This window comes from Anaerohalosphaeraceae bacterium, assembly GCA_037479115.1.
In the GTDB taxonomy this organism is placed as follows: Bacteria; Planctomycetota; Phycisphaerae; order Sedimentisphaerales; family Anaerohalosphaeraceae; genus JAHDQI01.
This window is the reverse complement of sequence record JBBFLK010000030.1, coordinates 12,303-28,071: the sequence shown is the minus strand read 5'-3', so window position 1 is coordinate 28,071 and position 15,769 is coordinate 12,303. Positions and strand designations below refer to the sequence as shown.

Annotated in this window: 10 protein-coding genes, 1 tRNA gene and 1 CRISPR repeat array; of the genes, 2 read left to right on the top strand and 9 right to left on the bottom strand. The window is 53.5% G+C overall.

Annotated features, from left to right (window positions below):
• Positions 1-22 precede the first annotated feature (22 nt).
• Positions 23-4,951: a CRISPR direct-repeat array (repeat unit 32 nt; unit sequence GTTTCAATCCACGCCCGCGTGAAGCGGGCGAC).
• Positions 4,952-5,138: 187 nt separating this feature from the next.
• From cas2 to cas3, 7 genes are read right to left on the bottom strand one after another with little or no spacing between them, the layout of a single operon-like run.
• Positions 5,139-5,429: a CRISPR-associated endonuclease Cas2 gene (gene cas2 / locus WHS88_11570; protein MEJ5260814.1), complete on the bottom strand. Its 291-nt coding sequence runs from the start codon at positions 5,427-5,429 to the stop codon at positions 5,139-5,141.
• A 21-nt stretch (positions 5,430-5,450) separates the two neighbouring features.
• A complete protein-coding gene (gene cas1c, locus WHS88_11565) occupies positions 5,451-6,482 on the bottom strand; it encodes a type I-C CRISPR-associated endonuclease Cas1c (GenBank protein MEJ5260813.1) in 1,032 nt (343 codons plus the stop codon).
• Complete coding sequence (gene cas4, locus WHS88_11560; protein ID MEJ5260812.1) at positions 6,479-7,153, bottom strand: CRISPR-associated protein Cas4; 675 nt, start codon at positions 7,151-7,153, stop codon at positions 6,479-6,481. The genes cas1c and cas4 overlap by 4 nt, the downstream gene beginning before the upstream one ends.
• Positions 7,154-7,166: 13 nt before the next feature.
• Positions 7,167-8,048 (bottom strand): type I-C CRISPR-associated protein Cas7/Csd2, encoded by an 882-nt coding sequence (gene cas7c / locus WHS88_11555; GenBank protein ID MEJ5260811.1) that lies wholly within the window; start codon positions 8,046-8,048, stop codon positions 7,167-7,169.
• A 29-nt stretch (positions 8,049-8,077) separates the two neighbouring features.
• The gene (gene cas8c, locus WHS88_11550) at positions 8,078-9,790 is read right to left on the bottom strand and encodes a type I-C CRISPR-associated protein Cas8c/Csd1 (protein MEJ5260810.1); all 1,713 of its coding nucleotides are present in this window, start codon (positions 9,788-9,790) and stop codon (positions 8,078-8,080) included.
• Entirely contained in the window at positions 9,787-10,446 is a 660-nt protein-coding gene (gene cas5c / locus WHS88_11545) for a type I-C CRISPR-associated protein Cas5c (protein ID MEJ5260809.1), read from the bottom strand. The genes cas8c and cas5c overlap by 4 nt, the downstream gene beginning before the upstream one ends.
• Before the next feature lie 20 nt (positions 10,447-10,466).
• Positions 10,467-12,659 carry a CRISPR-associated helicase Cas3' gene (cas3, locus tag WHS88_11540; protein ID MEJ5260808.1) on the bottom strand — a complete coding sequence of 731 codons (2,193 nt, stop codon included), beginning with the start codon at positions 12,657-12,659 and terminating at the stop codon, positions 10,467-10,469.
• A 186-nt stretch (positions 12,660-12,845) separates the two neighbouring features.
• On the opposite strand from cas3, the gene WHS88_11535 reads away from it, so the two are divergent.
• Positions 12,846-13,088 carry a hypothetical protein gene (locus WHS88_11535; protein ID MEJ5260807.1) on the top strand — a complete coding sequence of 81 codons (243 nt, stop codon included), beginning with the start codon at positions 12,846-12,848 and terminating at the stop codon, positions 13,086-13,088.
• Positions 13,089-13,246: 158 nt separating this feature from the next.
• Here WHS88_11535 and WHS88_11530 read toward each other — a convergent pair.
• Positions 13,247-13,317, bottom strand: a tRNA-Gly gene (locus WHS88_11530).
• A gap of 67 nt (positions 13,318-13,384) precedes the next feature.
• Positions 13,385-14,158: a hypothetical protein gene (locus tag WHS88_11525; protein MEJ5260806.1), complete on the bottom strand. Its 774-nt coding sequence runs from the start codon at positions 14,156-14,158 to the stop codon at positions 13,385-13,387.
• 315 nt (positions 14,159-14,473) lie between these two features.
• Here WHS88_11525 and WHS88_11520 point away from each other — a divergent pair, with 315 nt between their 5' ends.
• The gene (locus WHS88_11520; protein ID MEJ5260805.1) at positions 14,474-15,769 is read left to right on the top strand and encodes a glutamate-5-semialdehyde dehydrogenase; all 1,296 of its coding nucleotides are present in this window, start codon (positions 14,474-14,476) and stop codon (positions 15,767-15,769) included.

The window sequence follows — 15,769 nt, the reverse complement described above, 5'->3', positions numbered from 1 at the left end:
TGACTATACAATTGTCTCTTTTGTTTCAATCCACGCCCGCGTGAAGCGGGCGACGAAAACTATCGATATGCCATACTTACCAAGAGTGTTTCAATCCACGCCCGCGTGAAGCGGGCGACGTTCTCCCGGTGTAAAGTTCTTCAGCCATCCCCAGTTTCAATCCACGCCCGCGTGAAGCGGGCGACTGACGGGAGTTTTACGTATGATTTGACGTTCGAGTTTCAATCCACGCCCGCGTGAAGCGGGCGACGGGGCTGAACGGTCAACTTCCGTGTAAATCTCGCAAGTTTCAATCCACGCCCGCGTGAAGCGGGCGACCCGTCAGGTTAACACGGAAATCAGCGGGTTCTTTGTTTCAATCCACGCCCGCGTGAAGCGGGCGACGTCGGGTGTTGCGTGAGGATGGGGTGTGTTTCCTGTTTCAATCCACGCCCGCGTGAAGCGGGCGACTCCGGCATACAGCAGCCGCTCATCCATCTGCACAGTTTCAATCCACGCCCGCGTGAAGCGGGCGACAGTAAATCCCCGTTTCATTTTCACCCTCTTATTCGTTTCAATCCACGCCCGCGTGAAGCGGGCGACTATTTCCTGCCGGACGGTACGGCAGAATAAAACATGTTTCAATCCACGCCCGCGTGAAGCGGGCGACATATTCGATTTTCTGATTATTCAGATTTTTACCTGTTTCAATCCACGCCCGCGTGAAGCGGGCGACTTTACCCGTTCACATGAATATATTTTTCTGCTTACGTTTCAATCCACGCCCGCGTGAAGCGGGCGACGTATTTGCGTCAGGACATTATTTGGCACAAGCCGTTTCAATCCACGCCCGCGTGAAGCGGGCGACATGGGACGGTTCAGTTTGATTGTACAGGGGTTCTGTTTCAATCCACGCCCGCGTGAAGCGGGCGACAAATGGCAGCGGGCGATGGGCTGTTTGTCCAAAGGTTTCAATCCACGCCCGCGTGAAGCGGGCGACCTTCTGCCGCAATTTCTTTTAATTTCTTCAAGGATGTTTCAATCCACGCCCGCGTGAAGCGGGCGACCATTAAGCAGATTCGTTTTTCCGCCGTCAAGAAGTTTCAATCCACGCCCGCGTGAAGCGGGCGACTAAGGATTTCCATTTTCATCCTGTCCTGTATATGTTTCAATCCACGCCCGCGTGAAGCGGGCGACGTCAATCAATTTATGATTACGATGAGCACGTCCCGGTTTCAATCCACGCCCGCGTGAAGCGGGCGACGGGGGTACTTCAGTTTACCAGTTATATTGGGATTGTTTCAATCCACGCCCGCGTGAAGCGGGCGACGATGCATCTGCCGTAGAGGAGCCGGAAACCGCCGTGTTTCAATCCACGCCCGCGTGAAGCGGGCGACAGAAGGTCGGCAATGCCGCTGTGGATGCCGGGCGGTTTCAATCCACGCCCGCGTGAAGCGGGCGACCGGTATACAGATCAGCGCCTCCGCCCGTGCGCCCGTTTCAATCCACGCCCGCGTGAAGCGGGCGACCAGATTGCCGAGCGGCTGGGGCTGGCCGGAAGCCATGTTTCAATCCACGCCCGCGTGAAGCGGGCGACCCGTACTGATCGCAGAAGGCGATCACTTTGTTGCAGTTTCAATCCACGCCCGCGTGAAGCGGGCGACCCAACAGCGTCTCGGCGTAACCTCGCTGTCCGCCGTTTCAATCCACGCCCGCGTGAAGCGGGCGACATTCTGGCCCCTTGTACGGCAACTTGCCGGCAAGTTTCAATCCACGCCCGCGTGAAGCGGGCGACCCGCCGGGGTCAAACTCGAGCCGGAGGAGATCACGGTTTCAATCCACGCCCGCGTGAAGCGGGCGACGTACAAGGAATTGATTATTGACCTTCAGCCGCAGGTTTCAATCCACGCCCGCGTGAAGCGGGCGACAATACTCCGCCGCCTTGCTGCGGTCTGGCTCGGCGTTTCAATCCACGCCCGCGTGAAGCGGGCGACTAACGCGGCGGCTGCGTTGGCCGCCGGGAAAAGAGTTTCAATCCACGCCCGCGTGAAGCGGGCGACTCCGCAGTCTGTCCACCCAACCGTCCTATAATCAGTTTCAATCCACGCCCGCGTGAAGCGGGCGACCTTGGCGTCCGAATGGAAAGGGACTGCTGGAAGACGTTTCAATCCACGCCCGCGTGAAGCGGGCGACCCGCCGCTTCCGAGCCGAATGTGCCGCCGGTTGAGCCGTTTCAATCCACGCCCGCGTGAAGCGGGCGACCGGCCTCGAACCCGCCAGCCGGCCTCACCCGGTGCGTTTCAATCCACGCCCGCGTGAAGCGGGCGACGCGATTACAGCGGTCTCGGCGCCGAATCGGCATTCGTTTCAATCCACGCCCGCGTGAAGCGGGCGACGAAAAAAATTGCCGCCCGATTGGTGGATTATATGTTTCAATCCACGCCCGCGTGAAGCGGGCGACCGCGTCCTCGAATATCGGCTCGACAAATCCGGCGTTTCAATCCACGCCCGCGTGAAGCGGGCGACATAGACCCAGAGCAATCAGGCAGACCGCCAGCAGTTTCAATCCACGCCCGCGTGAAGCGGGCGACGATGACGGCAATGCGTCCCTCACCCGGCTGCGTGTTTCAATCCACGCCCGCGTGAAGCGGGCGACCAGGAGCGGATGCTCCAGCGTGCCGAGCAGGTTTTAGTTTCAATCCACGCCCGCGTGAAGCGGGCGACACGACCTGCTGGCTATCTGCGAGTCCCTCGGATGGTTTCAATCCACGCCCGCGTGAAGCGGGCGACTTGGTCCCAGGCCGTGCAGCGGGTCATAAGGATTGTTTCAATCCACGCCCGCGTGAAGCGGGCGACGCTGCGGCGGGCGGCCTTTTTGAGGCATCGATGGACGTTTCAATCCACGCCCGCGTGAAGCGGGCGACTCCGCACGGCCATATCGTGCTTGACCGCCAGGGTGTTTCAATCCACGCCCGCGTGAAGCGGGCGACATGACACCGGAGCCATTGTTGATCAGGTGAGCGAGGTTTCAATCCACGCCCGCGTGAAGCGGGCGACCTGGCCGGGCCGGCCTATGAGCCGGAGGAGAACTCGTTTCAATCCACGCCCGCGTGAAGCGGGCGACCCGCTCTTCGACAAGCTGCTGCATTCGGCGCAGAGTTTCAATCCACGCCCGCGTGAAGCGGGCGACCGAATAGAATTGAATCAGCATCCCCATCATCAACGTTTCAATCCACGCCCGCGTGAAGCGGGCGACGCCGACGGTCCCGCAGAAACTGTTCGCAATCGATGTTTCAATCCACGCCCGCGTGAAGCGGGCGACAATCCGCCAACTGCGTCCGGATTTATAGGCCCCCGTTTCAATCCACGCCCGCGTGAAGCGGGCGACCCAAAATCTTGGAGCATCGCGGCTACAAGCTCGAGTTTCAATCCACGCCCGCGTGAAGCGGGCGACCGATTCGCCGGCAGAATCCGAACGGATGCTGTAGGTTTCAATCCACGCCCGCGTGAAGCGGGCGACCTCACAGAAGCCCCACTTTAAGACGCTTCCTGTAGTTTCAATCCACGCCCGCGTGAAGCGGGCGACCTTGCCAGTCGCTCGATGATAAGCTACCGTATGGTTTCAATCCACGCCCGCGTGAAGCGGGCGACGTCCTCGCTGGTTCTGCAGCAGCCGGTTCTACTTTGTTTCAATCCACGCCCGCGTGAAGCGGGCGACCCGCCGATCGCGGCTACGCCCAGCACATCACGGCCTGTTTCAATCCACGCCCGCGTGAAGCGGGCGACCTATCAGTCCAGCAAAGGTATCAACTGCTTCTGGTTTCAATCCACGCCCGCGTGAAGCGGGCGACACCATTCGGCGTTGGTTCCTCCGCCGAAGATCGGTTTCAATCCACGCCCGCGTGAAGCGGGCGACTTAATTTACCGTACCCAGCCGGTGCGGCAGCGGATTGTTTCAATCCACGCCCGCGTGAAGCGGGCGACAACCCTCACCGACCAGCAGCAGATGGCGTTTCTGTTTCAATCCACGCCCGCGTGAAGCGGGCGACCCTCGACCAGATCGGTGCCAAAGATCGCGAGATTGTTTCAATCCACGCCCGCGTGAAGCGGGCGACAGGTCGTGCAGATAGTCTATGACGTGCAGAACCAGTTTCAATCCACGCCCGCGTGAAGCGGGCGACGGTCTGGAGGACTATACCTATTCGCTGCGGACGGTTTCAATCCACGCCCGCGTGAAGCGGGCGACGCTCCGTCTGGGGAGCCATAAGATCCTGAGATCGTTTCAATCCACGCCCGCGTGAAGCGGGCGACCCTCCCCCTGTTTGGCTGTTCGGGCGGCGGCGGTGTTTCAATCCACGCCCGCGTGAAGCGGGCGACGCCGGGCTCTGATGCAGAGCAGCCGCAATATCACGTTTCAATCCACGCCCGCGTGAAGCGGGCGACTATCCGACTGGGCCCGAATCGAATGGCCAGCCGAGTTTCAATCCACGCCCGCGTGAAGCGGGCGACGATCTGCCCGTCGACTACGTTGGCGATCTGCACGAGTTTCAATCCACGCCCGCGTGAAGCGGGCGACCGGCCCCTGCGCATAGGTGCGTTTCTGCTTGTCGAGTTTCAATCCACGCCCGCGTGAAGCGGGCGACTGTCTTTGACTTCGGCAGCACGACGTTGGCAGACGTTTCAATCCACGCCCGCGTGAAGCGGGCGACCAATCGACTTGGTCATCGCATCGATCTGCGCCCGTTTCAATCCACGCCCGCGTGAAGCGGGCGACTCCGCCGCCAAATAGGCAATCGCCTGCCGCAGGGCGTTTCAATCCACGCCCGCGTGAAGCGGGCGACCGTCTATGTTATATTTATATGTAGTTATGGAAATGTTTCAATCCACGCCCGCGTGAAGCGGGCGACATACTACTCTCTGTCTTAATGAGGCATCAGTAAGTTTCAATCCACGCCCGCGTGAAGCGGGCGACTGCACATACCCTATCCTCTTTGCTCCCAAAGAGTTAGCGATGAGATTCCGCGAACCTATGGAGGATTTAAGGAAATCGGGCTCATGTTTAAAACCAAAATTTCCGTATTTACTTGTCAAATAACCACTTATAACATTCGCGAACCTGCCGGACTTTCCGTGCCTGCTTGAGGTTCGCGTTTAGCAAATCACACAATCAAGGGCCCTTGCGGATCGTATCCGGGCTTAGCCCCAACGTGTTCAACTCTTCGCTTCCAATTGCTCCCAAGAAAATAAAATCGCAGGCTGTCTTTAGCCGGGTCGATCGAGTCAATCAGCTTCTGCCTGAGTTCTACCCATTGAGCTGGTTCAACCAAGCATTCAAACACGGAATTCTGAACCCGCTGCCCCCGATTTTCGCAGATTTTCGCCACCTGACGCAATCGTTTCTGAGCAGCCGGCGTTTCCGTGTTTACATCATACGTTACCAACACCATCATACAACCTACGTCTCCGAATAGTCATCTCCACAAAAATGGAGGGTACCCGTCCAAATCCCCGCGCAGAAACCGGGCCATCAACAAGGCCTGAACATACGGGAGCAGACCAATCTGTATCTTTTCCTGAAGAAAAGGATGGGTAATCTCTTCCTGTTTTCGCTTCTGCCAGGCAACCAATACAGTTTTTCGGGTTTGCTCATCCATCACAACAGCACCCGATTCCGTCTTTTGAAACCCTTCGGGGCTCACCTGCTGCCGATTAATCAGCGACAACGTCAGGCGGTCCGCCAGATAAGCCCGCAATTCCTCCATCATATCCAAGGCCAGTCCAGGCCTGCCGGGCCGATCTCGATGCAGAAATCCAACGGCCGGGTCCAGTCCGACCCCTTCCAGGGCTGAGCGAATATCATGCACCAGCAAAGTGTACAAAAAAGAAAGGAGCGCATTGACGGGGTCCAAGGGAGGACGCCGACTCCGCTGCGAAAAAAAGAAGGCATTCTTATTGGCCGTAATCAGACAGTCAAAACATCCGAAATACGTGTTGGCGGCCATGCCTTCAAGTCCGCGGATTTCCTCCAGATCGCTCGAACGCTTTAAATCTTCCAGATTCTGCCCCATTTCCTCCAAAGCATTTTGAATCTTCTCCCGACCTTCCGTCTGCGGTCGGTCGCGGAGTGCTCTGAGCAGGACAATGCGGCTGTTGGCGATTTTGGCCGAAACAACAGAACGGGCGATTTCTGAACTGGCTTTCAGGTCATCCGAGCGGCGGTACTGCTCTTTCCTCAGCAGAACATTGCCGGAAACGGGACCGTGTACCCTTGCGAGAAAGTACCCGTTCTCAGTGAGAAATGACAATGGAACGTTATGTTCGGCACAAAGTCCCATCAAAAACGGGCTGCAGGCAACATTCCCAAAACAGACGATGCTTCCGAGGGTATGAATCGGCACACGCAGCTTTGTCTGCTGCTCATGCAGAATTTCGACTGTATCGCCGTTTTTGGCCAGATAGGCGCCCTGCGTTGTAACAAACAGGGTATTGAGGAGCTGTTTCATGGAATCATCTCCTCCCGGGGCAGTTCATAAGCCATCTGGAGGTAATGCTCAATGTTCTTTTTTCCGCCGGTCGTTTTGGGGAGACATTGATTGTACAAAGAACAGGCCCGGCATTTTTTCTCATAAGAAGCACCCGGTGTACGCCCCCGTCGAAACATCTCATGCAGCTGGTGTGCCGATTCTTCCGTCTTCCTGCGCAGCTCATCCGTAAGAACCACTTCCTTCCGCCGTCTCGGGCGACCGTAAAAAAAAGCTCCTCGCAGAACGGCAATCCCCAACATTTCCTCCAGACAGATGGCCTGAGCGCACAGCTGTACCTCATCACAGGCATCCATCTTGGGACTGCCGCGTTTGTACTCAACCGGATACGGCTGCCACAAACCTTCGGCATCCGGCAGAGAAATCCCTGCCTGAGTCCTGTGAAACTCCACCACATCCGCCTGACCGATCAGCCCGAGACGGCGGGAATAAATCCTCAGTCCCCGCACAATAGAAATGTCGGAACGATGCTCATCCGACATCTCGTGGACTCGCTGATGGAGGATACGCCCTTCCGCCGTCAGACGATTTTCATCCCAGACCTGCTCCAGGTGAATCAGCCCGCACTGCCGCGGACAGAACACCCAATGCTGCAGGGCGGAAAGCGGAAGATAGTCAGCCTCTGCATACATAAGACATCCACAATCACAAAAGATTCTGCACGGTAACCCCCGGGAAACCGCTCAGCGGACCGTCGGATGGAGCGGTAATATTGCCCTTGTAGTCCTCATAGCTGCGAGGCGGTTTTCCCTCACACGGCTTGATTTGAATCGTGTCAAACAATTTGTAAGCGGGAGCGTTTCCAATTTTACTTTCATGCTTAAATACAATCAGCCGTCGTGCACACATCTTCCCGCGTGCAGCAGAATGATCATGGTCAAACATATTGATCAGGGCCTCCCACAGCAGGGCCAGGTCGTCTTCCGTAAAACCTGTCTGCTCCGCAAGACAGGCAGAAATATACCCTTCCGCACGATACAGAGCATATGGGACAATATTCTTTCGACCCATTGTGCGGTTGTCTCCGCTTTGCGATTCCGCCTCCTTTTCTGTAGCAACTGCCATGCGTGTAATGGTCAATTCACGGGGACAAATCACATCAACGCTTCGAGCAAAATTCATCTGCACTGCTCCCCGCACCTGACCGCAATTGTATTCCTTTAATGACATCACCGCTCCAAATGTTCGAATGTCAAAGAAGTTGCGACACATCCACAATCTGGCCTTTTCAATCTCATCCGCCGCTGTTTTCCCCTTATCAATTTTTAATGCCTCGTATGCTCTTTTCTGCTGATTGGTTAGAATGGCCTTTTCTTTCACATAAATGCAATAGGGCGGCTGGTCTCCCCGAACCGTTTGCACATAGTTCCGCACCTTGCGTTTTAAACACACATCGGTCACAATCCCGTAGCTGGTCTCCGGATCGATGCGAGGCATATTGCCGGCATCCGGGTCGCCGTTAGGGTTGCCGTTTTCGACATCGAACAGATACACGAACTCATAGCGATTCTGAAGGATTTGACTCATAATCTATTCTCCTTTTCTTTCAAAAAATTTTATTGGTTCGTTTCCCGAGATTCTTTGCCTTTAAAGAAATCCTGACGCTGATGATAATATCCGAGAGCAAACAGCCCCTGCTCATCCAATGACAAATGAGCGGGAAAATCAGACAAATCCGCCAGAATTTCCTCAATTTGTTTGTCCCGCATTTTGCCGTACTCCGCTTTCTCAAGATGATGCTGCGCCAGTCGGAGCAATTGCGGAAATACCACCTTCGGAGTGGCCGACGCCGCCCCCCAGAACCTGTCCTTAATGGTTGTATTGATCCCGGGGGATGCATCCTGCTGAACCTTTTCCAGTACGGCAAAAAGCCGTCCCAGCAGATAAGCCGGATTTTTGTTTTCTTTGTCCAAAGCCATAGACACCTCCATTCCTTGTTTAGATAGTCTGTATTTTCGAACCAGAATTGCCTTTAATATGGCTGCTCGAACATAGTTGATCGTTTGGTCCGCGCGAATCCGATTCAGAACGGCATTCTGCAGAGCCTGCGGATACGCCGTGCCGGTCAGGATCGAGCGAAGCACAGCTCCAGCCAAGAGGGGCTGCGGAGACGAATCGCTCGCCTTCTGATTGACCGTCTCTCTCAACAACCTCCATATTCCCGGGAAATCCGGCTCAGAATCAAAATCTTTCCGGATTCTCAAATCCCGAAAATGCTGGCCAATCTTTTCTTCCGCGTCCCCCACCGTACAGACATGCCAAAACCGTACGGCAATCCGGGCTGCATTGGGCGACAGGCCCAGAATAAAAAATCGGATATCCGAATCCGCCCTGTCAACCGGCCTTCCTTCCCGAACGGCCTCCAGCACCCGACGAAGGTCGGCATTATCTGAAATATCAGCTTCTTTCGGATCCAGCATCATCCCAAAAAGGCCCTCTATGGGAGACGGGCGCTCCGTCCAAAAAACCGTCGTTGTATCCCCTATCTGGAGTTTCTGTCTGCTGTCATTGGCAAGGAGATAATTCAAAGCAGTCGTATAGGAAAAAGCAGACATTTCTCCTATGGGAGCATTAAAGTTCTGCTCTTTGCCGTAGGAACAAAACGCATCAAGGTTGAAAGTAACAATTGCCGCTCCGCTGCTTTGTGTATCCTTCACCCCCTTGACGGCCGGATGCAGCCGGGCAATAGGCTGTTGTTGCCCGGTTACCAAACAGTACCCTTGAACCCCTTCCTGGTTTCGGCTCTTATACTCAAGCCATATTTTTCTCACAGAGGCCTTTTCGTGCAAGTACTGTCTTTCTCCGTTCAGGCGAAAAACAACATTGCCGCCGGCCAGCTCATCCCAGTGATTCAAAGACGGGGCTCGCTGTGGGTCCCAATTCGAAAGAAAGGCAAGAAACGCGAGAATAGACGGTTCTTTTTCTGTTCTCAGCAATTCCCGGTGAAATTCACGAAACAGTTCAAAACATTGGACCGCCTTGTCCGGCTTGCCCTTGTTGTCCGCCCCTAATACATACGAGGTATTATCCCACAGAAAGTTCGGCGCAGGACTACTCGTTCGTTTTACCGATTGGGGAACAATCATCTCGCGAGGAACGAGCTTTTTGCCTTTTGGAACCCGCAGGTCGTTAAACTGCAGAAGACTGCCGTCAGGATTCAGGACAATCTCCGCATGGATTTTCTCGCAACTGAATCCCGGCGGGGAAATTGCAATCGCCGGATTCTCCGCCAAACGGTCATAATAACGACAGAGCTCCTGAAGAATCATACTGTGCCCTCCTTTCTCTGAAACGGCGGGATTTCAATCACTCCGTCCATCATTTCCGCCCTGAAAAAATGCGGCGTCATCTCTTCCGCAAAATCGATATCATGCAGCATAAACCCCAAATCCTGCCTGCCCCGCAGATGAGATGCCGGAATCGGCTCTTCATTCTCCAGCAGCCGGAAAGATGCAGGAAATTCACGGCATCCCAGATAGGGCTGCATAAAACACTGGCCTTTCCTTGCACGACGGTTAAACATATCCAGATGTTTTCCGTCATCCGTATCTTCTTTTCCGGTGTATTCAAAATGCGCCTCTATCACATAATCCACATCTCGCAAAATCATGGCAGCCCGCTGCTGACGATCATTTTCTATAAAGACCTCCAAAGGAGACCGACCGTCCTTCATAGCAGTCTTAACATTCTTGAGAGGAATTTTGCCGGCCAGTTCGTTGCGCCGAATGTTCAGAAAGCGAATCGGCTTTAGAACATGAATCCGATCAACAACCCACCGAATAGCGGGCTTCCAGTAAATGGCCTCCAAAATCCCTCTTGCCGCCGACGGCGTTATCACATCATAACTGACCCGCTCCACCTTCATTTCCGGACGGGTAAAGCAGGCATATTTCCCCCAGACCCGCAGTTTTACGCCGAAACTCATACTATCTCCTTTCTTCCACGTTACGCGATAAGCCATTCCGGATCAGGATTCTGATCATCCGGACACAATCCGACATTCTCATCATACAAATGAAGATTCATTAGAACCGGGAAGACTTCCTGGACAATCTCAATACTCCCGGTCTTCACAAGATTGCCCCAGTAAAAGGGAGAAATCTGGACTGTATACTTCTGAAGTTTTCGGCTGTATCCGCTCAAAGAATCCCCTCGCCGAATCCGCTCAATAAGCTCACAGGCTTCCTGTTCCAAGGGGACAATCACCGGTTTCGTTTCCTCCGGTATAATTCTGAACTTCTCCGCTACAGTCCGAAATGGGAAATCTCCTTTGACTCCCTGTCTGATCAGTTCCAGAATATTTTCTTTGTCCAGCCGTTTTCCCTGGCTCCAGTAATACTCTCGAAAATATTCCTCAACGGCTTCCAGAGAAAGAATATCGGGGCTGAAACGCCGAATTACTTCCGAAGCAATTTGCGCCGTGTGACGGAAATAACCGGGCGGAAGCGTTTGAGCCGGTTCAAAGACAAAGACCTCCCCGCATTCCCGCAACCCCTCCCGATTGCACCGACCGGCAGCCTGTGCAATCGAATCCAGACCGGCAATGGCCCGATAGACGACCGGAAAATCAATGTCCACACCGGCCTCGACCAGCTGAGTGCTGACAACTCGACAGCAGCCCCCTCTGGACAATGCCTCTCTTATTTCCTTTAATTTTCGGGAACGATGAAGCGGATACATCGAAGCGCTGAGATGAAAAGCATTTCCGGCCGACAGAATCTGCTGAAAAAGAGTTCTGGCATGTTTTCGCGTATTCACAATACACAGAACCTGGGAACATTGGATAAGTTTCCCTATCAGTTCCTGATCATTTTGAATGCCAAGATGGTGAATGCGGACCCGTTTCATCTGTTCATACAGTCTGTGTGAATCATGAACAATCTCCCGCACATTTTGCAGGCCATCCCGAAAATCATCTCGATAGCCAACGGCCGGCTGTGTCGCACTGCACAAAACAAAGGAACACTGATAATGCAAGGTCAACTCCCGAATCACTTCAAGACAAGGCAGCAGAAGCTCCGAAGGAAGAGTTTGAACTTCATCCAGAACCACCACGCTTTTGGCGATATTATGGAGTTTTCTGGTGCGGCTGCTGCGGCAGGCATACAGCGATTCGAAAAACTGAACATTTGTCGTTACAATAATCGGAGCATCCCAGTTTTCAACGGCCGGTCGGGTTCTGTAGCTTTCCTCCTGCGGGTCGTAATTGCTATGATGCTCCAGAACCATTCGATCGCCGAAAAGGTCCCGGAATATTTTTGCATTTTGTTCAATAATACTCGTATAGGGAATGACATAGATAATACGCCTTAGACCCCACTGCACAGCGTGTCTGAGTGCAAAAGCCATGGAGGACAGCGTTTTTCCGCCGCCGGTTGGAACAGTCAGAGAAAAAAGGCCGGTCGGCTCTGCGGCGGCATTCAGACAATCAGACAGTACTTGGGCCCGAAGAGAGTTTACCTTCGTTTTTTTGACCTGAGTCTGCAGAGAAGACAGATGGTTTTCCAGCTTGGCATAGAGCTCAGTTAGCGAATACGGCTCCGCCCGACAGACGGCCTTTTCGGGCGTCATGTGTCTTTCCGTGTCCAGAAAATCGGCATCAACCAGACAGGAAAAAAGCATCCGGATAAAAAAACTCACTTCAAAACAAAACCGTTCCCGATTCAGTGAAAACGGAAGCTTCGGCTTGTGGTGTTCAAAAAGGGAATCTGGGCATCCAAATTGATACGGCAGGGATTTCGTTAAACGTTCCGTAAGGCAGGAATCCTCGGACGATTTCCCGTCCGGAAGTCCGGAATGATGTCCGGCAAGGACATAGGCAAGAATTTTCCCCTCTCCATTTGTCCACTTCTGATAGGCTTTTTGTGCTCCATACGTGGAATGATCAATTCTGACTTTTTGCTCAACGGAGGCATCACAGGAATTCCGGAGATAACGCTGAAATTCTTCGCTGTATTTTCCGGCATCATGCCATAGGCCGGCCAGATAGCCCCAGTCGCCGGCTCCAAAACTGTTTGCAAACTCCCGGGCTAACAGGGCGGTCTGCTCAAGATGTTCAGACAGCAGATGCCACCGTCCTCCTTGTTCCAGCGGCAATCGGGATGGATCTGAATGTGCATAAAACTCCTTCTCGCCCATATGTTCACCTTAAAATCAGCTATCCTCCCACTAAAAAACCTCCATTCAGCGATAATGACATTGAATACAAAACATATTTAATTTCAGTTGATATGCAAGTCCAAAAACTTTTTTTGGAAAAAAGGTTTCAAGATCTTTTGTCTGCCTCTGATGCATTTATAGAAGGACCAAGCTCTTATAGCGGCGGTGAACAATGACTTCGGCGGGCTGCCTTATGACCGGCTGGGGATTTCTCCGACGGTCCGCAGCCTCTTGCAGCTGACGTTTTTAGGGCCGGACTGGACGCTGTCCAACAGCCGAGCGGTGGTCAAGGCCTTTTCCGGCGGGCTGGAAGGAGCGGTTCACCGGGACTTTTGGATGCGGGTGCTGCGGCGCTGGGCGGTGATTTGGATGGCCGGCACGCTGCTGGCGGCTGGGTTTGACGACTGAATACTGAAAGGCAATACATTCCCCGACAGATAGTGCAATACAAACGGTTTTGCTATCACCCCACCTGTCGTAAACTACACTGGAAATTACACTGGAACGTTACTAAACTCGAAATAGCCAGTTTCGTAAATCTTGTCAAGAGCTTTATTTACTTTTTAAGCGGGCGATCGGAATCGAACCGACATAACCAGCTTGGAAGGCTGGGGCTTTACCATTAAGCTACGCCCGCGAAAACAACTGTCCAAAAGAGTACGAAACCGCCCCCCATTTGTCAAGTGCCCAATCCAAAAAGCTTTTCAGCGTTTGCGGGTAATGAAAAACAGTGCGGCCGCCAGCGCAAAGACAGGCATGGAACGCGGTTCAGGAACAGAAAAATAGGCAAACGCCAGCGCCGCCGACTCGACAGGGTGCACTGCTGCCGCCTCATCCCATCGGGAGGAATAGCCGTACATAGCCAAATGCTCATTCCCATCCCCCATCCACCCCTCCCATCCCTTCTGACCCGGATTGTACACATCCCGCAGGCCGAACAAATGGCCGATTTCATGCAAAGCCACCCGCTCCACCCAAAATCCCCCTTCTTCCCCATCACTGCCCGTCCTCCAGGACACAGTCACATCATTAAAGTACAAATCCCTCTCAATCACACGATTGGTTGTCGGCTCCACCCAGACCTTTACAACAGCCAGAATCGAATCCGGAAGTTTCAGGACATTTTTCCACGGGTTCGGTTCGTTTTCCGTCGGACTTATCCAGGCAATTTCATTCCGACCGTTCCTGTGGCCGGGTGTAAAGCCCCCTTTTGACAGTACTTCCACAGCCCAAAGGGACGCATTTGCGGAACTCCATTTCTGAAAGGCATTTTGTACGGCCTGATAATCGCTGCCGTCGGTAATATACCTTGAACCTCCGATAAAAGAGTAGGTATATCCGCTTGGAACAAGCAGACCACTCATCCGCATATTCTTCAAAAACGCTTCATCTTTTTGAACATCCAGAACCGCTATCCCTCCCAACGCAGTTCCCCCGAAAACTCCGAGTAAAAAGACCGCCCATTTCAGTTGTTTCATATAGTGTCTCCGTAAATCTTTTCCGGCGACAAATCGTCTTGAACGGAGCGCAGCTTAAGGAAAGAATTCGAAAGAAAGGCATAAAAAAAGAAAGGGGCATATAAGGAGTATGTTAAGCCCGATAAAAATGGCTCATTCAACAAAAACGATTTAATTTGTCTATTTAGAACAAATCAATCTATTTGGACAACATCTATCTGGATACAGGGGTGAGTATTTTGTGATTTTTTCTGTATTTTCAAAAGAGAAGATTGTATGTTAATAAAACTGATAACACACTGGATTACAATTAGTTAGGGATTTTCGGGATAGACAATGACCATTGAAAATCTTGCTTTGAAAGCCCAGGAATCCTCTTTGGCGCTTTCGTCTCTGTCTTCGGCAGAGAAAAACCATGCTTTGGCCTGCATTCGAAACGCCCTTCAGACCCACGCCGAAAAAATCATCGCCGCCAATCGGCAGGACCTTCAGAAAGCGGAACAGGAAAAGCTGGCCGCCCCGCTCCTGAAACGCCTCAAATTCGACCAAAAGAAAATTGAGGATGTCTGCAAAGGCATCGACAGTTTGATCGCCCTGCCGGACCCGGTTGGAGCGACCCTGAGTGCAACAGAACTGGACAAGGGACTGGAACTGTACAAGGTGACCTGTCCAATCGGCGTCATCGGCGTTATTTTTGAATCCAGACCGGACGCCCTCGTGCAGATATCGACGCTCTGTCTGAAAAGCGGCAATGCCGTGCTGCTCAAAGGCGGTTCAGAGGCCGCCGAAACCAATCGAACTCTGGCCGAGGTCATTCTGAAGGCCTCCCTTCAGGCCGGATTGCCCGACGGCTGGCTGGCCCTGCTGGAAACCCGGGCCGACGTCGCCTCCCTGCTGAAACTGGACGACTATATCGACCTGATTATCCCCCGGGGCAGCAATGAGTTCGTCCGGCACATTATGAACAATACCAACATCCCTGTTCTCGGACACGCCGACGGCATCTGCCATGTCTATGTGGACAAAGACGCCGACCTTGATATGGCGGTTCGAATCACCGTCGATTCCAAGTGCCAGTATCCGGCTGTGTGCAACGCCGCAGAAACCCTGCTGGTCCACGCAGAGATTGCCGAGCGTTTTCTGCCGGCCGTCAAAACAGCTCTCGAAGAAAAAAACGTCCAGCTGCGCGGCTGCGAAAAAACCCGCACATTTATCGACATCCCTCCCGCCTCGGAAGAAGACTGGAAAACCGAATACCTGGACTTGATTCTCTCGATTCGAGTTGTTGATACCCTTGAAGAGGCCGTCCGCCATATCAACACCTACGGCTCCGGCCATACCGATGCCATAGTCACGGAAAACCGCCGGGCCGCTCTGTACTTTCTTGACCGAGTTGATTCGGCGGACGTCTTCTGGAACTGCAGCACCCGCTTTTCCGACGGCTATCGGTTCGGGTTGGGAGCAGAAGTCGGCATCAGCACCAACAAAATTCACGCCCGCGGGCCGGTGGGGCTGGAAGGCCTGCTGATTTACAAATGGCGGCTGGTCGGCAAAGGGCACACAGTCGCCGAATACTGCAGCGGACAAAAACAGTTTACACACAGACCCCTTTCCAAACGGTGGACCTCGTAG

Coding starts and splice junctions, on each gene's coding strand:
- cas2 (MEJ5260814.1), bottom strand. CDS start 5,429: ATGATGGTGTTGGTAACGTATGATGTAAACACGGAAACGCCGGCTGCT.
- cas1c (MEJ5260813.1), bottom strand. CDS start 6,482: ATGAAACAGCTCCTCAATACCCTGTTTGTTACAACGCAGGGCGCCTAT.
- cas4 (MEJ5260812.1), bottom strand. CDS start 7,153: ATGTATGCAGAGGCTGACTATCTTCCGCTTTCCGCCCTGCAGCATTGG.
- cas7c (MEJ5260811.1), bottom strand. CDS start 8,048: ATGAGTCAAATCCTTCAGAATCGCTATGAGTTCGTGTATCTGTTCGAT.
- cas8c (MEJ5260810.1), bottom strand. CDS start 9,790: ATGATTCTTCAGGAGCTCTGTCGTTATTATGACCGTTTGGCGGAGAAT.
- cas5c (MEJ5260809.1), bottom strand. CDS start 10,446: ATGAGTTTCGGCGTAAAACTGCGGGTCTGGGGGAAATATGCCTGCTTT.
- cas3 (MEJ5260808.1), bottom strand. CDS start 12,659: ATGGGCGAGAAGGAGTTTTATGCACATTCAGATCCATCCCGATTGCCG.
- WHS88_11525 (MEJ5260806.1), bottom strand. CDS start 14,158: ATGAAACAACTGAAATGGGCGGTCTTTTTACTCGGAGTTTTCGGGGGA.
- WHS88_11520 (MEJ5260805.1), top strand. CDS start 14,474: ATGACCATTGAAAATCTTGCTTTGAAAGCCCAGGAATCCTCTTTGGCG.